This window comes from Paenibacillus massiliensis 2301065 = DSM 16942 (genome assembly GCF_000377505.1).
Lineage (GTDB): Bacteria > Bacillota > Bacilli > Paenibacillales > Paenibacillaceae > Paenibacillus > Paenibacillus massiliensis.
In genome coordinates, this window is sequence record NZ_KB898202.1 from 24,149 (window position 1) to 43,515 (window position 19,367).

The window sequence follows — 19,367 nt, forward strand, 5'->3', positions numbered from 1 at the left end:
TTCTAGGGGAAGGAAGGTAAGGTGAACGGAAAGTGCTGCACGCTCAATATCAATGGAAATTACCCAATACGAACACGGATGAGGCGGGCCTGTTAGCTAAGGACTGCGGGATATCTCCCCTCTTGGCGGGCCTGCTCTTGAATAGAGGGATTCATACCTCTTCGGTAGCCCACAGGTTCTTATACGAAGCTGAGAACATCCAGCATGATCCTTTCCTGCTGTCAGGCTTGCAAGAAGCCGTGTCGCGTATTCGGCAAGCGTTGGAGCAGGGAGAGCATATCTTGGTCTATGGGGATTACGATGCGGACGGGGTGTCCAGTACTTCCTTGATGATTCAATTGATGCGCAAGCTTGAGGCATCCTTTGATTTCTACATCCCACATCGCACCAATGAAGGCTATGGTCTGCATAATCATGTCCTGGATTGGGCTCAGCAGCAGGGAGTTACGCTAGTTATTACGGTAGATACGGGGATTAGCGCGGTTGACCAGATTGCTTATGCTCGTACCTTGGGAATAGATGTCATCGTAACAGACCATCATGAGCCACCAGAGGTGCTGCCCGATGCCTATACGCTGGTGAATCCCAAAATTCCAACCTGTACATATCCCTTCAAGGGATTGGCGGGTGTCGGAGTGGCTCTTAAGCTCGCACAGGGACTTCTGGGAGAGGAAGTCCCTGAGGAATGGCTGCAAATTGCTGCGGTCGGCACAGTAGCTGATCTCATGCCCCTTCACGATGAGAACCGCTCGATTGTGCGAAGAGGAGTTGCTTCTATGCGTGTGGATACGCTTATAGGCATCAAGGCATTACTCGGGGTCGCCGGTGTGCAGCCGGACCAAGTGACCTCCACCAATATTGCATTCTCATTGGCACCACGCATTAATGCGGCAGGCAGAATGGAGCACGCCGGCAAGGCTGTAGCTCTGATGACGGCAGATAGCCCTGACGAGGCAGATCGGATCGCTTATGAACTGGATCTGCTGAATAAGGAACGGCAGCAGCTGGTCAATAGGATCTATGATGAAGCTGTTGCTATGCTGGAAGAGAAGATACAGGACAAGGAGCTTCCCTCTGTCATCGTGCTGGCAGGAGAAGGCTGGAATCCGGGAGTAATCGGCATCGTAGCGTCCCGTATTCTGGATCGCTATTACAGGCCAACGATTGTATTAGGCATTGATTCGGAGACGGGAATGTGCAAGGGTTCTGCCCGCTCCATTCCCGAATTCGACATCTACACTGCATTAACGACCTGTCGGGAATGGATGGACCATTTCGGTGGACATCACTCTGCCGCAGGAATGAGCCTTCACCGTGAGCAACTGCAGAAGTTCGATGAGCAGTTGAATGTATACGCCGGTCAAGAGCTACAGGCTGAACAGCTGGTTCAGTCTGTTGCAGCAGATGGGAATTGCCAGCTTGCAGAGCTGAATCTGGAGGCTGTGGAGCAATTGGAGCAATTACAGCCCTTCGGCATGGACAATCCTGCTCCTACATTCGTATTACCGCAGATGAAGTTGCGGGAGGCACGGAAGATGGGGAAGGAAAAGAATCATTTGAAGCTCATTCTGGAGCAGGACGGTCGCACACTGGATGCGGTCGCTTTTGGTCGGGGCGAACTGGCTGACTATTTGGAGCCTGGCCAGTCAGTGGATGTATTAGGCGAGCTTTCCATCAATGAATGGAATGGTAGAAGAACAGTTCAACTGATGCTGAAGGATTTAAGAGCGCATGGGTTTCAAATTTTTGATTTCCGTGGTCAATCGAACCCCTTGGCCGTCTTTGAACGTTGTGTGCGCAATGTTCACCCTGGGCAGGAGAACCGCAGATCCTATGCTATTGCGATGCGCAGCAATTCCTCGGTGTACCAGCCCGATGCATTGAACAAGGATAGTATATGGATATATGACCAGCAGGATGGAGTACGGCCCTATGAGGACGGGGAGCGCAAGCTAACCGCTATAGCCCCTTCGGAGGTACGCTCGCTATTTCTGCTCGATCCTCCGGAAAGTGCAGAGCAAATGCGGAGATTGCGTACTGTCTTCTCCAATGTGGACAATATCTTCGTGCTGCATGCCACGCACTCCTTCCAAGGTCGTTTGCAGATTCCGAGTAGAGAGCAGTTCAAGCGCATCTATGTCCAGCTAAGGTCTTTGGGGCCTGGCCCCTTGGAGGAGCAGAAGATTCTGCCTGCACTCAGTAGACAGACATCCTGCTCTGTAAGAATGCTGACGGGGATGCTTGATGTATTCCAAGAGCTAGGCTTTGTGATGAGAGCGGATGGTCAGCTCAGTATTGTTGCGAATCCCCCTAAGCAAGATTTGACGACATCCAGCAGATATCAGGAGCTGCACCAGGGGGCTGAAATGGAGCAAATGCTGCTGGATGCAGAGACGGGACAGCTCACGAATTGGATGAAAGCTGTGCTCAAAGGAGCTTCTTAGAACGATTTTACAGTTTGAAGCTTGATTTTGAACACGTTCGCGGTACAATGTAAAAGCGGATGAATTGGCAGAGGTTGTGCCAACTTAGCTGCTTAAGATTAGAATCATGAGATCATGATCAGGTAGGAGGACCTATATTGGATTACAAACAGTTCATTCGGGTAATTCCCGATTTCCCTCAGCCGGGGATCAGCTTCAAAGACATTACGACCTTGATGAGAGACGGAGGCATCTACCGTCAAGCCATCAATGATATGAAAAAGATGGTTGAGGAACTGAAGATTGATGTGATTGCTGGACCAGAGGCACGCGGCTTTGTAGTGGGAGCACCACTTGCATATGCTTTAGGTGTGGGATTTGTGCCGATTCGTAAGAGTGGCAAGCTGCCAGGTCAGACGATTGAAGCGGATTATGCTTTGGAGTATGGCAAGGATAAGCTCGCGATGCATAGCGATGCCATTGAGAAGGGGCAAAATGTGCTGATTGCAGATGACCTGCTCGCTACTGGTGGCACGATCGCGACCTCAATCAATCTTGTTCAACAGCTGGGTGGTAATGTTGTAGGAGCTGCTTTTTTCATTGAACTGCTTGAACTGAATGGACGTGCCAAGCTTCCTGATGTAGAAGTGTTCACCTTGATGACTTACTAAGTCACCAGCATTTTTTGTTCTGGGAGCAGCCTGTTACTCCTTTTTAGCTTAGGAGAAGCATGCTCCGTGAAGGCGACAGGTAAGTGAGGCTGTGAGTACGTGAGGCGCATCAGCGACTTTTCCCGGGAAATAAGGGGAGGGGTCAGCTGGTAAAATCCGTATTTCGTTGTACGGCACTGAAGATAGGATATGGAAGTATACACAGGCTTGAGACGTCTTCTTGCGGTTACTGAAGGAATCAGCGTTGCTGATAACCTTATATTCTATATGAAAAAGGCATCCCTCGAACCAGACTTGCTGGCTTGAAGGATGCCTTTTGGCATGTATGAGCTAGGGTCAGGCATATGCTGCCACTGAATGAATGATGATAATATCAGTATGTCTGGATAGACGTACTATATCAATCTGGAGTCTTCTCTGTTAGCTTCTCATCCGGGCCATCGTTGGATAGTCCCGTGATCTCAATTAGCTTGAAGATCAGACTCAGCGCGATACCTACAATCGTAGCCAGTGCCATTCCTTTAAGCTCTACGGCTCCAAGCGTTAGCTTTACTCCACTGATTCCCGTAATCAACACAATGGTTGTAAGAATGATGTTGCTCGCTTTGGAAAAATCAACTTTCTGCTCTACGAAGATGCGCAGGCCTGAGGCTGCAATGACACCGAATAGCAGGAGTGATACGCCTCCCATGACAGGAGAAGGAATATTCATGATCAGAGCCGAGAAGGTACCGGAGAAGGACAGCAGAATGGCTATAATAGCTGCACCCCCGATAACCCAGACGGAGTAAACCTTCGTCAAAGCCATGACACCGATGTTCTCACCATAAGTGGTATTCGGAGTCGAACCTACAAAGCCTGACATGATGGTGGACACACCATTACCTAGCAGAGAACGATGCAGACCAGGGTCCTTGGACAGATCCTTGCCGACGATGTTGCTTGTTACCAATAGATGCCCGATATGCTCTACGATGACTACCAACGCTACCGGAAGGATGGTTAGAATAGCCGACATGTTCCATGTAGGTGTCGTTACCGTTGGCATAGCGAGGAAGGAAGAGTTAGCGATATTTGCGGTATCTACCATTCCCATGTAATAGGCCAGAATATAGCCGACTACAATGCCGAGTAGAATGTGTATGATTTTGGCAAACCCACGGAACAGAACGGCACCGAGTGCAGTTACGCCAAGAGTAATCATGGACAGGGTAATGGTCTTGAAATCTGGTGTCCATGGCTCTAGTGGATTGGAATTGATCAGTCCAGCCATACCAGCTGCTACCGGTACGAGCTCCAGACCAATCAGAGCGACGATGGCACCCATGACTGCAGGAGGGAATACGACATTCAGCCAACCTGCCCCAATGAGCTTGACAATCAGGGCAACGATGCAAAATATGACACCAGTCACGATAAAGGCGCTTAGCGCCATAGAATAGCCGTTCTCGGGATTCGCAGCCAGCACCAGGCCAACAGGTCCAATGAAGGCAAAGCTGGAGCCGAGATAGGCAGGGATTTTACCGCGACATAAGAACAGATACAGCAGGGTACCAATTCCGTTCATCAACAGAATCATGCCTGGGTCGACGCCGAAAATGGTTGGTACCAGCACCGTACTACCGAACATGGCAAAGAGATGCTGCAGACTCAGTAAGAATCCCGGCACCACGGGAAGCTTCTCATGCACTTGAATTTCACGTTGCAACTTGGGTTCACTCCTAACATTATTCGCTACATTATTCGCTCTGTGAGCGTCCAGTCATTCTTATATACATTAATGAGTTTCGTCAAATTTAGCAATAACATTCTTCCAATGCTTGCAGGCAGTTGACGTTAGAGCTTACAAGCGTCATAATTAGAGGAAATTACTTATGCGGAACCTGTGCGATCAAGAATTACGTCGGGTTCCATTTTGTATAGAAAGGACACGGAATAGAGCAGAATGGGCATTGAGCAATTACTTGAAAAGGCCGGAGCCTATATCAGACAACCTGATCTTCTTCGCATACGGGAAGCTTATGATTTTGCAGACCAGGCTCATCATGGCCAGACGCGGAAGTCCGGAGAACCTTATATTTTGCACCCGCTGGCGGTAGCAGATATTGTCGTAAACATGCAGATGGATACGATGTCTATTATTGCTGCTCTTTTGCATGATGTGGTTGAGGATACGACCGTCTCTCTGGATCAGATTCGCGAGCGCTTTGGCGATAATTGCGCTATGCTCGTCGATGGCTTGACCAAGCTTGAGCGTATTCAGTTCCGTTCCAAAGAAGAGCAGCAGAACGAGAATTACCGCAAAATGTTCATAGCGATGGCACAGGATATTCGTGTCATTGTCATTAAGCTTGCTGATCGACTGCACAATATGCGGACTCTCAAGTACCAGTCTGAGGAGAGTCAGCGCAGAATTGCTTATGAGACACTGGAGATTTTCTGTCCGATCGCGAATCGGCTCGGGATCTCGGCTATTAAGTGGGAGATGGAGGATATCGCCCTGCGATATCTGAATCCGCAGCAGTATTACCGAATCGCGAATTTGATGCACAAGAAGCGCGCAGAGCGTGAGCAATTCATTGATAATGTCATTGCGCGAATCAGTGAGAAGCTGGGTGAGATGGGCGTTCATGCGGACCTGTCCGGTCGTCCGAAGCATATTTATAGTGTCTTCAAGAAGATGACCACCAAGAACAAGCAATTCAACGAAATATATGATCTGCTGGCGATTCGTATTATTGTGGATAATATTAAGGATTGTTATGCCACACTTGGCATTATTCATACCTTGTGGAAGCCGATGCCTGGCCGCTTCAAGGATTATATTGCTATGCCCAAAGCGAACATGTATCAATCATTGCATACCACGGTAGTAGGACCTAACGGGGAGCCTACCGAGGTGCAGATCCGCACATCGGATATGCATCGTACTGCAGAATTTGGTATTGCTGCACACTGGGCATATAAGGAAGGCAACAATGCGAACGGCAATCTAGAGGATAAGATTACATTCTTCCGAGAGATTCTGGAGCTGCAAAATGAAGCCAAGGATGCTTCCGAGTTCGTAGAGTCGCTCAAGATGGATTTCTTCTCCGATCTTGTATTCGTATTTACACCGAAAGGTGAGGTCATCGAGCTGCCAGCCGGATCTGTGCCGCTCGACTTCGCCTATCGTATCCATACAGAGGTCGGTAACCGGACAATTGGTTCCAAGGTGAACGGAAGAATTGTTCCGCTTGATTATCGGCTGAAGACCGGAGATATCGTGGAGATTATGACCTCCAAGCATTCTTATGGCCCTAGCCAGGACTGGCTGAAGATTGCCCAATCCTCTCATGCGCGCAGCAAGATCAAGCAATGGTTCAAGAAGGAAAAGCGCGAGGAGAACATGGAGAAGGGTCGCGAGAATCTGGAGCGCGAGCTGAAGCGCATGGGTATCGAGCCATCTGCCTGGATGAGCGATGACAAGCTTCAGGAAGTAGCGACAAAGTTCTCATTCCATGACGTGGATGACATGCTATCAGCTATTGGCTTTGGAGGCATCACAGCCGCTCAGGTATGTACCCGTCTGACTGAGAAGCTACGCAAGGAGCAGGAAGAGGCCAAGCTGCTGGAGCTGACTTCAGAGCTTAAGGAGATCAAGCCAGCGGCTGAGCGCAAGAATCGCCCAACGAATGGCGTGCGCGTGAAGGGCATAGACAATCTGCTGGTTCGTTTTGCACGCTGTTGTAATCCGGTACCAGGCGACGAGATTATCGGTTATGTCACACGTGGTAGAGGTGTCTCTGTCCACCGTACAGACTGTCCTAACATACCAAGTGGTGAAGGTGAAGAACAGGCTCGGGTCATTGAGGTCGAGTGGGAAGAGGAAGTAGAAGCGAATTACAGCGTCGATATCGAGATCACCGGACATGATCGCAACGGACTCATGAACGAGGTACTGCAGGCGATCTCGGAGAGCAAGACCAGCCTCGCGGCGGTCACCGGACGCTCAGACAAGAACAAGATGGCGATGATGCATATTACGATTCTGATCCGCAATACAGACCACCTGCATTCTGTGGTGGAACGGATCAAGCGGGTCAAGGATGTGTACACGGTGCATCGGATCATGCAATAGTCGAATCCAGGAGCAGCCTGCAACGGCTATGGTGGCTATCAGGAGTCGGCATGCAGGATGAATACTGAATTGAAGCAGGGATATCCATTGATTATGTAGCATTTGCGGAATGGAGCAGCAATACAGATGAAAATTGTGATACAGCGTTGTAAACGAGCCTCTGTCACAGTAGATGAGCAGGTTGTAGGACAGATCGAGCAGGGGCTGATGATTCTTGTCGGCGTGACCCATGAGGATACTGAGGCAGATGCTGTATATTTGGCGGACAAGGCAGCTGACCTTCGTATCTTCGAGGACGAGCAGGGTAAAATGAACCACAGCGTCCTCGACATCGGTGGTGCTGTGCTGTCAGTCTCTCAGTTCACTCTTTATGGGGATTGCCGCAAAGGCAGACGTCCGAACTTTATGGCTGCGGCCAGACCAGAGCCTGCTGAGCAGCTCTATGAGGCGTTCAATCGGCAGCTACGTAATCGGGGACTAACCGTCGAGACGGGCCGCTTCGGAGCCATGATGGATGTCTCTCTCACGAACTGGGGCCCAGTTACGCTGATTTTAGATAGCCAGGCATAGGTCTTGCAGGATAGTTGTTGTAGGATAAATGTAGTAGCAATAGATAGCGTTCACACTGTCAGAATCGGAGAAAGCTTTTCCGGCGGACAGGCTGTGGGCGCTTTTGCATATATAGATAAGTATCCTTCAAATGCAATGTAAGGCTCTGAAACTGTAATCATGTGTGGAGATCTATGATGAAACCACTTGGAGGGGAAGCAGATTGACGCTGCAGCAGTTGAAGTATGTGATTGAAATTGCCACACGAGGCTCCATGAATGAAGCTGCCAAGCGGCTCTTCGTGTCTCAGCCCAGTCTGTCGAATGCGATTCGTGAGTTGGAGCAGGAGCTACGAATCACGATCTTTGAGCGCACCAACAAGGGCATCTCGCTGTCGAAAGAAGGCGTTGAGTTCCTTAGTTATGCTAGGCAGGTAGTGGAGCAGGCAGAGCTACTGGAGGGCCGCTATCTGAACGCTAAGCCTTCACCACAGCACTTTGCTGTGTCCACTCAGCATTATGCCTTTGCCGTGAACGCCTTCGTCAAGCTAGTGCAGGAATACGGACAAGAGGAGTATGAGCTGGCCTTACGGGAGACCAAGACCCATGAAATCATTCAGGATGTACGTACTCTGCGTAGCGAGATCGGCATACTGTACCTGAATGAATTCAATGAAAAGGTAATGAGGCGTCTGCTGAAGGATGCGAATCTGGAGTTCCACAGTCTGTTCATTGCGAAGCCGCATATTTTCATCAGTGTGAACAACCCGCTCGCTAAGCAGGATGTGGTCAGTATTCATCAGCTTGAGCCTTATCCCTACCTTTCGTTCGAGCAGGGCGAGTATAATTCCTTCCATTTCTCCGAGGAGATTCTTAGCACGTTGTCCCACCCCAAGAGTATTCGTGTGAATGATCGGGCAACATTGTTCAATCTTCTCATTGGTCTCAATGGCTATACCATATCTACGGGGGTGCTGAGTGCTGAGCTGAACGGACGGGATATTATTCCTGTTCCGCTGGACTGCGAGGAGACGATGAATGTAGGCTGGATTAGCCATAAGAGTGCGGCACTATCCAAGCTTGCTACGGTATATGTCGAGGCGCTGCATGAGGCAGCCTCCAATCCGATTTAAAGTGATTAAGGGAGAGTCTAAGTCGTATGCTACATGTTAAGATAAGAGAATTTATAAGTTTTTAACGGATCTGAACAATTCCATGATCGCAGGAAGCTTCAGCTAAAGAGATCTGTCTTAATAGAGCAAATACAAATAAGATAAAGTCGTAAAGGGCAGCTCCATATCGCATATAGCGTGAGGGGGTGCCCTATTCCTGTTGCCCGAGGCGGAAATATGGAGATTTCTGCAAGAACTCACTTGTTATAAAAGAGTCTTAAGAGGGTAATACAAGAAAGTGGTTACTATACCGGAGAGGAGAGCTGATCATGAGCAAAATCGCATTCTTATTAGCTGATCAATTCGAGGATTCCGAGATGCAAGTTCCATACGATGAAGTAAGGAAGGCCGGTCATGAAGCTATTATCATTGGCCTGAAACAGGGTGAGAGCTTGACGGGTAAGAACGGCAAAGCGACCTACACGACAGACAAGGCGATTAGCGAGGTGCAGGCGGCTGATTATGATGCCGTAGTCATCCCAGGTGGATCATCCCCAGAGAATCTGCGTCTGAATTCGGATATTCTGACATTCGTCACAGAAGCAAATGCGGAGAAGAAGCCTATTGCTGCTATCTGTCATGGTCCACAAATTTTGGCTAGTGCAGATCTTCTGAAGGGACGTACCATCACTGCATATCCTCCACTGAAGGACGATATGATCAATGCCGGAGCAGAGTTCAGAGATCATGAGGCAGTTGTGGACGAGAACTTCATCACGTCACGTACACCACAAGATGAGCCAGCCTTCGTACGGGAGATTCTTAGGGCACTGTAAGTATATCTAACAGTATCGCAAGAGCTTCACAGCATACGAGGAGCAGTAAAGCAAACGTCAGACAAAATCCAGAAGGAGGGGTTTGACATGTCAAAGTTAATCCAGGCTTATTTCCGAACAGAGGATGAGGCAGAGGCCGCCAGATATTCACTGCAGGCATACCAAACGAGTGATGTGGAGGTAGGGGCACTGGAAAGTTCTTTGGGCAGGGATAAGAGGCTACTCATTCCGATCGTTCCTTATAACACAACCGGCTCCATGACTGGAGGGGCTGTGGGAGGCATCTCTGCACCAGGCTCCACAGGACCGGATTCTGTCTCTGTTGTGAGTACCAATGATTTCAAAGAAGCCAGAAGTCGTGATGATGATCGGGATGATGAGGTACCATCCAATCCGGTGCTGCTCGATGCGGATGATGTGTATTCCTCAGAACACAATGATGATCTGCGCTATGTGCTATCCGTCAAGGTCGCAGAGAGCGATTATGATCAGGTCGTAAACAAGCTGCGGGCAGGTCATGCGTTCATTGAGAAATTTGATTAAGATGCAGTATAGACATAATACGCCGGGAGGACTGCGCATGTCGCCGTTTTCCCGGCTTTTCCGTGTATGCCTAGCATATAATGACAAAATCTCTATCTGTAATACAAATGTAATATTAGCATCACAGTCCGTTAACATATCGTGTCTATAATAAGAGCATGACCCCCTTTTAATATACCTTTTGGACCTGTGGACCGTTTCCGCAGGTCTTTTTTTTGGTCATAATCATGTGGGGGGAATAATGAGTAAGAAGGAGTTCATGCTTTGAGCTTTATAATCAGACCTCCAGCTTTGCCAGAATGTCCTCCATCTTCTTCAGCTTGCGATAGACGGCAGAGCGGTCAATTCCTAGCTGTCTGGCTGCTTCGGCACTATTGCCACCACAGATCTGCAGCATCTGCTGAATGTATCGTCCCTCGGTTAACGCCGTATATTCCTTTAGCCCGTTCAGTCGACTGCGGTTGGCCTGGATGAAATGATCCAGTGTGAACCAGTCTGTGACCTGCTCGATGGGCTGCTGCTGGCATAGCCCCGTCTGATCTGTTACGATCAGTCGTTCGATATAATTGCGAAGCTCGCGTGCATTTCCGTGCCATGGCTCGGCTAGCATTGTTTGAAATTCATCGGCTGGCAATACATACTTTTTGTCATACACCTTATTGAAATGAGCAATAAAGCTGGAGATCAGTCCGACGAGATCCAGCCTGCGACTGCGCAGCGGCGGGATATGGATCGGGATGACATTGATTCGATAATACAGGTCCTCGCGGAACAATCCTTTTTTTACCATATTCCACAAATCACGATTCGTAGCAAAGATCATCCGACATTGAATCGGGATAGCCTCGGTGCTCCCCACACGTCTGAATTCCCCACGCTCAAGCACATCAAGCAGCTTGGCCTGTATTTCCAATGGCAGCTCAGCGACCTCATCAAAGAACAGTACGCCGCCTCTGGCCACCTCAAACAAGCCTTGCTTCTCATCCATTAAGCCGGGCATCGCCCCCTGAACATATCCGAACAGCTCATATTCGAATAAGGCGGCTGGAATAGCGGCACTATTAATTGGAATGAATGGACCGTTCCACTTCGTGCTCTGGCGGTGAATATATTTGGCAATGACTGATTTGCCTGTCCCCGATTCACCCAGAATCAGTACCTTGCTATCGTAAGAGGCAATCTGGTCACATACCTGAATAATTTGCTTCATCGCCAGGCTCTCCGCAACGACGCCATTATTCTTGAGTACAGAGGCGGCAGTGCTTGAGCGTTTGCTATTCTCATGAGCAGGTGGCAGCGCAGTCCCAGCAAGGATGGAAGATCCTCCTCTATAGCCGCTGGAGCTAGTAACGACTAGCTGCACCTCACCTGTATTATCGAGAATGGGCACAGCTGTCGACTTGACCTTGAAGCCTTGTACGGTATTAATGTATTGAGTCACCTTCTGCTTGGACTGAATCGCCTTCATAGTGATAGATTCACTGTAGTAGCCTGCTTTCACGAGGTCCTGCACATTGTAACGAAGCAGCTCATCAAGCGGGATACCAATCGTCAAGGCGGTGAATTCATTGGAGATCAGGATATTGCCTTTCGCGTCTGTGACGAACAGCGTGGCAGGAGACTGGTTGCTACCTCCGGGGGCTCGTTTATCTGTATGTCTGGTCATGATCGATCAACTCACTTTTGTATAATCGAAGTAATAGCTGGTTATCATCCTTGATTATACCTTACTATATGGCCTGTAGAAATGAACAATAGAAGCTATTAGAAAGGCCGGATCATCTCCTGCAAAGAGGGATACACCCGGCCTTTCATTGTCACTTTGGAATGGTTACACGGATGCTACCTGCTCACCGGTAATTTGAGTCTGTCCAAGACGATTTAGCAGCTCTTGTGCTTCATTGAACATGGTCGTAATCATTTGCTCGACCGTAGTTATCTCGTTACACAGGCCGCAAATTTGTCCAGCCATAACCGAACCGCGATCAGTGTCGCCTTCGAAGACGGCTTTGCGCAGAGAGCCAAGGCTGATCTTCTCCAGCTCCTCACGGGTGGCATGCTCCTGCTCCAGCTTCAGATATTCAGCAATCATGCTGTTTTTAATGCTGCGTACAGGCCCGCCAAGGCTACGTCCGGTAACAGTAGTGCTGGTATCGTCAGCGTCGATGACAGCTTGCTTGAAGTTGTCATGTGTAGGACATTCGACGGTAGTAAGGAAGCGAGTCCCAACCTGGACACCTTGGGCACCCAGTGCAAAGGCAGCTGCAATACCACGTCCATCGGCAACACCACCTGCGGCAACGACAGGAATGGACACGCTACTAACGACCTGCGGAACGAGTGCCATCGTAGTTGTCTCACCGACATGACCGCCAGCTTCGGTACCTTCGGCAACGACAGCGTGCACGCCGAGAGCCTCCATTTTTTTCGCAATCTTGACAGAAGGAATAACGGCTATTACTTTAATGCCATGCTCCTTGAAGATCGGCATATACGGGGCTGGTGTACCCGCGCCAGTCGTCACGATCTTGACTTTCTCCTCGACAATAACCTCAATCAATTCGGGAATGTTATGCATCATTAGCATCAGATTCACGGCAAACGGCTTGCTGGTGGCTGCACGAACCTTGCGAATCTCTTCACGAAGCACCTCAGCGGACATCCCGCCAGAGCCAATAATGCCAAGTCCGCCAGCATTGGATACAGCACTTACGAGTGGTTCACGGGCAATTTGGGCCATAGCGCCTTGGAAAATAGGATATTTAATACCAAGCAGTTGTGTAATAGTCATGGTTAGTTCCTCCAATAATCTTATTATAATATGTGGTCCATCAATAGGATTCAGAGTTTTACAAAGCCATACAAAGCCATACAAAGTCATACAAATTATAATTCACATTTCATAATTCACATTCCTGGCTCAAAGCCCATATTTCTAACTAAAATAGCTACTTAAAGCAGATCATGCTGCTTCGACAGTGGTAGGTGCAGGTCTATTGCTACTCTCCAAGGCTTTGTAGAGGAAGGTCAGCGCGAAGCCTACCAGAGCAATGACGAGCGCGATGTAAAAGGCGTTGGTGAACATGCCGTTATTCGCCGCTGCGACGGAATTCGCAATTCGCGGTCCGAAAAAGGCAGCACCCGAGTAGCCGATGAAGGTTACGCCATAATTGACACCGTAATATTTCATACCGAACTTCTGCCCGACGATCGAAGGGAAGACACCCATTGTGCCGCCGAAGCATAGGCCAATGCCGATAATGGCGACGGCAAATCCAGCGACAGAACTGGACAATGCCAGCGTCAGCATCATGGCAGCAATAACAAGGTAGATCATCATGAGACAGCGTAATTGGCCGATCCGGTCCGATACGGCTCCCCAAAAGATGCGTCCCAGGCAGTTACTAAGGGAGTAAAGACTTACGAACAGAGCCGCTACACCTGCGGACAGACCGAACATCGTCTGGCCGATGACCGAGGCATTGGAGGTAACCATCATACCGGATAAGGCACCGATCAGGAACAGACAAGCAATGACGTAGAACAGTGGCTGCTTAAGCATTTGTCGCCAATTCAGATTGACCGAGCCTGGACGTGCGCCTGCTGTCTGGGGTGGTGTCCAGCCAGCAGGTGTGTACCCTGCCGGACAGGCCTTGGTGAATAGTCCACCAGCCATAATGACGATCAGGAAGGCTGTGCCAAGCATAATCATAGTTGTCTGCACGCCAGAGCTAGTAATCAAGGCATTCGCCAGCGGAGCGATAATAATCGTACCGCCGCCATAACCAGCGGTTACAATCCCGGCTGCGAGTCCACGCTTATCCGGAAAGAGCTTCACAGTATTCCCGATGGTAGCTGAGTAGACGATCCCCTGCCCGAGGCCAGCGATCACCCCGTAGGTCACATAGAGCATCCAGGGGGCCGTGGCAAGACCTGACAAGATGAAGCCAAGTCCAAACATCGCACCGCCAAGGAAGATCGCGGTTCTTGCCCCACCCCGGTCTACGAGCTTCCCACCCAAAATCATCGGGATTGGTGAAATGGCACCATTAATCGTAAAGGCCATCATAATTTCAGGCATGCTTGCCGAGAACACTTTGCTGAGTGGAAGGGCAAAAATACTGAAGGCATAAATAGAGCCGACGCAAATATTGATCAGGGTCGCAGCGATTAGAATGCGCCAGCGATTCAATTGTACATTTTCCATAGGAGGTTGGTCCTTTCTGGTGCAGGATCAGTGTGGGTGAAGAGAGGGCATTGTTCCCGCTATTAATTTCGCTATATCATGACTTTCATTCATTCGATCATTCATCTCTGTCAGTCCTTGTGATCATTTGATACTTTGACAAGCATCTATACTCTCTTGGCCTGCGCTTATACAGTAGCCACAGCATCTATCTCATGCTTCGCTTGCTCGCTACCCTTGGCTGTGATCACGTCACGCAGCTTGCCCCAATGCTCACAGAACATATCGGCATCCATTTCCTTTAGCTCTGACGAGATGACAGGCATGAACTCCATCTGATCGAGAATTTGGGTCTGTAAATCAATGCCAGGGGCGATCTCTGTTAGTGTCATTTTTCCATCTTGCAGCTCAAATACTGCACGTTCTGTCACATAGACAACCCGCTGCTTGACCTTGGTCGCGTAGGAGCCGCTGAAGGTAATTTGTTGAACCTTCTTCAGGAATTTCTTAGCTTTGCCCTCCTGCACGATCTGAAGCTTGCCATCCTCAACAGCAATTTGCAGCCCTCCTGCCGTGAAGGTTCCGGCAAAAACGAGCTTTTTAGCCGATTGGGAAATGTTGATGAAGCCTCCGCAGCCAGCTACACGAGTACCGAACTTGCTGACATTGACGTTCCCGGATTCGTCAGTCTGTGCCAGACCCAGCACAGAGAGATCAATACCGCCGCCGTCGTAAAAGTCGAACTGGGACACATGATCCACGATGGCCTCGGAGTTGTAGGCATGCCCAAAATCCTTGATGCCTGCTGGTACGCCACCGACTGAGCCAGCTTCGGTTGTCAGAATTAATTGATCGCTGACACCTTCCTCTGCCGCCACCGTAGCCACACAGACGGGAATGCCGACGCCAAGATTAAGCACCGTATTTGGTACCAGCTCGGCAGCCGAGCGGCGTGAGATAATTTTACGCTCGTCGAGCGGGATTACCTCCATTGCATCCATCGGCACCTTCACATGCCCAGCGAAGGCCGGATTGTATTGTGTATTTTCGGTCTGGAAATGATTTTGCGGCTCCGAGATAATCAGATGATCGATCAGAATGCCAGGTACTCTCACATCCTTCGGATGCAGTGTGCCGTTCTTGGCTACGGTCTCTACCTGAGCAATCACAATACCGCCAGAATTGCGCACAGCCTGAGCAATCTGCAGAACCTCCATATGCAAGCCTTCCTTTTCCAGCGTCAGATTTCCATTCTCGTCGGCCACGGTACCGCGGATCAATGCGACCTGAATCGGGAAGCTCTTATAGAACAGCCATTCTTCGCCTTCCAGCTCAATCAGCTTGACGATCTCCTCTGTTGTACAGGCTGACATTTTACCGCCTTCTACACGAGGATCGACGAAGGTCTCCATACCAACCTTGGTGATGACTCCTGGACGCTTGGCCGCAATTTCACGGAACAGCTGTGTAATTACGCCTTGTGGCAGGTTGTAGGCTTCACATTTATTGTCCTCGATGAGCTTAGCCATAGCGGGGGATGCAATCGCGATGCCACCGATCCAGCGTTTGATCAGACCTTCATGGCCCAGATGGCTCATTCCCTTGGTCCGACGATCGCCAACTGCGCTGGCATGAACGACTGTCAGGTTACGGGGATGACCGGATTGCAGGAATCGTTCCTCAATGGCGATGCCCATCTCTTCGGCCCAACAGGAAAGACCGAAGCCGCTTGCGGCAATGGTGGCTCCATCCGGGATAAGTGTTGCTGCTTGACTGGCTGTAATAATTTTAGACATGAATGCTCACTCCCTCGATAGCATGAATTGAATGAATAGGGCTAGAAGTAACATAGATTAAAAGCTGTTATTTACGTGCGGACAAACTGCTACGTATAGGTAATCTGCTACGTGAGGCAAACTGCCGAGTCTCATGTGCAGGCTCATTGCCGTCATCACGGAATAAGTAGAAGAATAGATAAGCAGATAAAGTAGATAAATTAGGTGTCGAACGATTTAAGTGAAAATATTCACTTTCACTCCGGAATGAATTTGTGAATACTTTCACTTGAATCATAGTGCGTGTTTTTTTTTCCGTCAACAGGGGTCCAACTACTTGGGAAACAGGAGAGGGAGTGTGGCAAAATTGCGAATGTAGTGAGCGAGGTGATAGTTAGAAAACGTCTAAAATGGCTTTTTGGACCGAATACTTCTATGAGCAGGTTCGAAATGAGCCTATCAACACTACGAGGTATATGGAATTGTTGGATTCGTAAAAATACTACACTTTCTTGTCGGAGCTCATGTTAGTCATTGGACGGTTATAGGTGAAAGGATTGAATAACGGCGTGTTCTTCAAATTTTTATAGAAAGCGAGTCTATTCCTAACAATAGCTCTTGAGCAGTAGACAGTCATTAGGCTTCACAACAGCAAAAGAGTCAAGATAAAAATTTTCGAGATGGCATGTGATTGTTTTTTTGGCAAATTTACTACGTTAGACTTTTTCAGAACTGGAAAATATCTGATCTCAAGCACTTCTATGAAACAGCTCTGAGTCATGTCAGTTAACTAACTTTAAATGGTTAAAATTTTTACATTTCAATTTTTGGTTTTTGATGGTAATATTGTAAATGGAAAAAGGTGGTGATAAATATCTGAAAAGATAATAATCTATTTTTTATATCTATTTATGGAAAATAAGAGGAGGTAACAAGAGATGAAAAAAAAGTGGAAGGTTTTAAGCTTGTTAGTAGCTGTTGCAGCTTTTTCTACACTTAGTTTGACGGCTTCATATGCCTCTGATTATCAATCTGTAGGAACAAAAGCTGTTGCAAATTCTGTAAAAGTTGACGATATGTCAGTTAGGGACAAGGCTGTCTTAGTTGCTGGTGCTCCGAAAATGGTGTTCTTTTCTCAAGCTCAAGTGGCAGGGAAAATCCCCGTTGAAGTCGATGGTTCGGGTAGCCTGGGGGATTTAATTTTTGATAAATAGGTAGCAACTTTAAAGGAGGAGCTGTTTCTCAAAATGAGCTCCTCCTACTCCACAGGAAGGCTTATTAAGGGTGAAACCCAAACAGCTTGATATGGATAGACGTACTGAGCCAATGTTCAGAACGAATGAGGAGACTCTGAAAAGATGAGATTACATACAAGCTGATCGAAAAAATGCACATAAAAAGGATGTTCAAAACAAAATATATTCTACTGGAAGAAGAATCTATGCGAATAGAAGAGATTCTATATCGGTATCCTTCCGCTTTTGCGAAAAGAGAATTTCCAGAGGCCTTGATATATTTGCGGTACTTCAATGAACTAATTTTGAGCAAAAGCAGATTATATTTAAAATTTCTATATTTCATATTTAAATTATTTGGATTTAATGGTAATATAACTATTGGAATAATATGGTGTGAATTGAAATAATCAATTCATTACCCATCAAAAAGTTTATTCTAGGAAATATGAGGAGGAAAAAGTGTGAAAAAAAAGTGGAAGATTTTAAGTTTTGTTGTGGTTGTTACGGCATTCTCTACTCTTAGTTTGACCGCTTCTTATGCCTCTGGTTACCAATCTGTAAGCACGGTAGCAAATGTAAATATTCAGAATGCCAGCAAAGCTTCAGTTGAACCTCAGGCTATAGCATCTCTTGCCAGAAAAGCATGGGTTGTAGCCACAGAGGCCTATAAGGCCAATAAAGATGCCTTGCGAGAAGTCACACGTCTAGGTAGCTTATTGGGTACAGGCGTATCCTCAACGGATGTTGACAATGCAGATGTAATTTTTGATAAATAGACATAACTTTAGGAGGGGATGCTTATCCAATATGCGCTCCTCCTTTTTTATAGGAGGCTTAGTTCAATGAAGCAAAAATACAAATTTATTTTTTTGAATACAACAATATTCTTGCTCTCTATGCTCCTGCTGATGCACTTTTTCTTGGTTTTTCTCCATGCTGGACCCATTAATCCCATTTCCGTTGCGTTAAAGTCAGTAACTGATAATTACGTTGGGCGTTTTTTTCAACAGAATTGGCATCTGTTTGCTCCACAGCCAATGACTCAAAATTTAAAGCTGTATGTTCGGGTTAAATATACTGACATTGGCAGTAAAGAAATCAACGTGAGTGAATGGTACGACGTTACCGAACCCATGATTAGGACAAATGAAGAAACGCTATTTTCCCCCTATAACAGAATTATCCGAATAGGGAGCGGGTACATTCATCAATTATACATTGGAGGAAAAGATGAACTTACATACAAATTAATAGAGAAAAATTCAGATAAAGAGGATGCACAAAATAAAATAAATTCTTCACTAGAGAAGGACTCGGAGCATATTGAGAACATTCTATATCGATACGCTTCTGCCTTTGCTAAAAAAGAATTTTCAGAGGCTGAGATCAGAGAGGTACAGTTTATGACATCCATAGCAGATGCTGTTCCGTATTCAAAACGAAACGATTCCTCCTTCAAGCCTGAAGAGACGACAGTTGTTTTTGACTGGAAGGGAGTAGTGGATGATGTTGTCCAGTTACCGTAGCTTTTTTTTAACTGAGAGGTTCTTAATCGGTACAAGTCTACTAAGAATAGCCATTGGGTTCATCATACTCTATAACTATTTTGTTAACTATTGGCAGAGATATTTTTTATGGCATGACTTTGGTATAAATATGTATTCTGACGAATTCAAATTAATGTCGTGGTCACTTTACAATCTGAGCTCTTCAATCTTGTATTTTGATGTAATCTACCATCTTGGAATCATAGTGACAATTATATACTTGTTAGGGTATAAGGGGCGTATATTCACATTCTTAACCTATGTATTTTTTTATTCGATATATACTCGGTCATTTACCATTAGCGATGGTGGGGATAACCTTCTGATAGTTAATATGTTCTTTCTATTGTTCACTAATAATACAGCCT

Annotated in this window: 15 protein-coding genes; 10 read left to right on the forward strand and 5 right to left on the reverse strand. The window is 47.5% G+C overall.

The genetic code is table 11. The annotated features are described in order from the left end of the window. Positions 1-32: 32 nt before the first annotated feature. Positions 33-2,444 carry a single-stranded-DNA-specific exonuclease RecJ gene (recJ, locus tag D328_RS0124805; protein WP_018887747.1) on the forward strand — a complete coding sequence of 804 codons (2,412 nt, stop codon included), beginning with the start codon at positions 33-35 and terminating at the stop codon, positions 2,442-2,444. Between the two features lie 137 nt (positions 2,445-2,581). Further along, positions 2,582-3,094: an adenine phosphoribosyltransferase gene (locus D328_RS0124810; protein ID WP_018887748.1), complete on the forward strand. Its 513-nt coding sequence runs from the start codon at positions 2,582-2,584 to the stop codon at positions 3,092-3,094. Between the two features lie 400 nt (positions 3,095-3,494). Here the strand turns inward: D328_RS0124810 and uraA are convergent, their stop codons facing one another. Further along, entirely contained in the window at positions 3,495-4,802 is a 1,308-nt protein-coding gene (gene uraA, locus D328_RS0124815) for a uracil permease (protein ID WP_018887749.1), read from the reverse strand. A 237-nt stretch (positions 4,803-5,039) separates the two neighbouring features. On the opposite strand from uraA, the gene D328_RS0124820 reads away from it, so the two are divergent. The 5 genes from D328_RS0124820 (at position 5,040) to D328_RS0124840 (ending at position 10,253) form a co-directional block, all read left to right on the forward strand. Next, positions 5,040-7,214 carry a RelA/SpoT family protein gene (locus tag D328_RS0124820; RefSeq protein ID WP_018887750.1) on the forward strand — a complete coding sequence of 725 codons (2,175 nt, stop codon included), beginning with the start codon at positions 5,040-5,042 and terminating at the stop codon, positions 7,212-7,214. 126 nt (positions 7,215-7,340) lie between these two features. Beyond that, entirely contained in the window at positions 7,341-7,784 is a 444-nt protein-coding gene (gene dtd / locus D328_RS0124825) for a D-aminoacyl-tRNA deacylase (protein WP_018887751.1), read from the forward strand. A 202-nt stretch (positions 7,785-7,986) separates the two neighbouring features. After that, the gene (locus D328_RS0124830; RefSeq protein ID WP_018887752.1) at positions 7,987-8,895 is read left to right on the forward strand and encodes a LysR family transcriptional regulator; all 909 of its coding nucleotides are present in this window, start codon (positions 7,987-7,989) and stop codon (positions 8,893-8,895) included. Between the two features lie 308 nt (positions 8,896-9,203). Beyond that, positions 9,204-9,710, forward strand: a complete 507-nt coding sequence (locus D328_RS0124835; protein WP_018887753.1) for a type 1 glutamine amidotransferase domain-containing protein — start codon at positions 9,204-9,206, stop codon at positions 9,708-9,710. A gap of 87 nt (positions 9,711-9,797) precedes the next feature. After that, entirely contained in the window at positions 9,798-10,253 is a 456-nt protein-coding gene (locus tag D328_RS0124840) for a hypothetical protein (RefSeq protein WP_018887754.1), read from the forward strand. Between the two features lie 277 nt (positions 10,254-10,530). Here D328_RS0124840 and D328_RS0124845 read toward each other — a convergent pair whose 3' ends face one another. The 4 genes from D328_RS0124845 to D328_RS0124860 all read right to left on the reverse strand — a co-directional run bounded on the left by D328_RS0124845 (position 10,531) and on the right by D328_RS0124860 (position 16,235). Next, positions 10,531-11,919: a sigma-54 interaction domain-containing protein gene (locus D328_RS0124845; RefSeq protein ID WP_018887755.1), complete on the reverse strand. Its 1,389-nt coding sequence runs from the start codon at positions 11,917-11,919 to the stop codon at positions 10,531-10,533. Positions 11,920-12,084: 165 nt separating this feature from the next. Next, positions 12,085-13,044: a nitronate monooxygenase gene (locus D328_RS0124850; protein ID WP_018887756.1), complete on the reverse strand. Its 960-nt coding sequence runs from the start codon at positions 13,042-13,044 to the stop codon at positions 12,085-12,087. A gap of 171 nt (positions 13,045-13,215) precedes the next feature. Beyond that, the gene (locus tag D328_RS0124855; protein WP_018887757.1) at positions 13,216-14,460 is read right to left on the reverse strand and encodes an L-lactate MFS transporter; all 1,245 of its coding nucleotides are present in this window, start codon (positions 14,458-14,460) and stop codon (positions 13,216-13,218) included. A gap of 167 nt (positions 14,461-14,627) precedes the next feature. Continuing rightward, positions 14,628-16,235: an acyl CoA:acetate/3-ketoacid CoA transferase gene (locus tag D328_RS0124860; RefSeq protein WP_018887758.1), complete on the reverse strand. Its 1,608-nt coding sequence runs from the start codon at positions 16,233-16,235 to the stop codon at positions 14,628-14,630. Positions 16,236-17,152: 917 nt separating this feature from the next. Here D328_RS0124860 and D328_RS29770 point away from each other — a divergent pair. The 3 genes from D328_RS29770 to D328_RS0124880 all read left to right on the forward strand — a co-directional run bounded on the left by D328_RS29770 (position 17,153) and on the right by D328_RS0124880 (position 18,978). Further along, positions 17,153-17,428: a hypothetical protein gene (locus D328_RS29770; RefSeq protein ID WP_018887759.1), complete on the forward strand. Its 276-nt coding sequence runs from the start codon at positions 17,153-17,155 to the stop codon at positions 17,426-17,428. Positions 17,429-17,913: 485 nt separating this feature from the next. Then, the gene (locus tag D328_RS0124875; protein ID WP_018887761.1) at positions 17,914-18,228 is read left to right on the forward strand and encodes a hypothetical protein; all 315 of its coding nucleotides are present in this window, start codon (positions 17,914-17,916) and stop codon (positions 18,226-18,228) included. 66 nt (positions 18,229-18,294) lie between these two features. After that, positions 18,295-18,978 carry a DUF5819 family protein gene (locus tag D328_RS0124880; protein ID WP_018887762.1) on the forward strand — a complete coding sequence of 228 codons (684 nt, stop codon included), beginning with the start codon at positions 18,295-18,297 and terminating at the stop codon, positions 18,976-18,978. Positions 18,979-19,367 lie beyond the last annotated feature (389 nt).

What these genes read in the sequence shown, in the direction of transcription:
- D328_RS0124860 (WP_018887758.1), bottom strand. Translation starts at nt 16,235, where the DNA reads ATGTCTAAAATTATTACAGCCAGTCAAGCAGCAACACTTATCCCGGAT.
- D328_RS0124820 (WP_018887750.1), top strand. Translation starts at nt 5,040, where the DNA reads ATGGGCATTGAGCAATTACTTGAAAAGGCCGGAGCCTATATCAGACAA.
- D328_RS0124840 (WP_018887754.1), top strand. Translation starts at nt 9,798, where the DNA reads ATGTCAAAGTTAATCCAGGCTTATTTCCGAACAGAGGATGAGGCAGAG.
- D328_RS0124855 (WP_018887757.1), bottom strand. Translation starts at nt 14,460, where the DNA reads ATGGAAAATGTACAATTGAATCGCTGGCGCATTCTAATCGCTGCGACC.
- dtd (WP_018887751.1), top strand. Translation starts at nt 7,341, where the DNA reads ATGAAAATTGTGATACAGCGTTGTAAACGAGCCTCTGTCACAGTAGAT.
- D328_RS0124880 (WP_018887762.1), top strand. Translation starts at nt 18,295, where the DNA reads ATGAAGCAAAAATACAAATTTATTTTTTTGAATACAACAATATTCTTG.
- D328_RS0124835 (WP_018887753.1), top strand. Translation starts at nt 9,204, where the DNA reads ATGAGCAAAATCGCATTCTTATTAGCTGATCAATTCGAGGATTCCGAG.
- D328_RS0124845 (WP_018887755.1), bottom strand. Translation starts at nt 11,919, where the DNA reads ATGACCAGACATACAGATAAACGAGCCCCCGGAGGTAGCAACCAGTCT.
- D328_RS0124850 (WP_018887756.1), bottom strand. Translation starts at nt 13,044, where the DNA reads ATGACTATTACACAACTGCTTGGTATTAAATATCCTATTTTCCAAGGC.
- D328_RS29770 (WP_018887759.1), top strand. Translation starts at nt 17,153, where the DNA reads ATGAAAAAAAAGTGGAAGGTTTTAAGCTTGTTAGTAGCTGTTGCAGCT.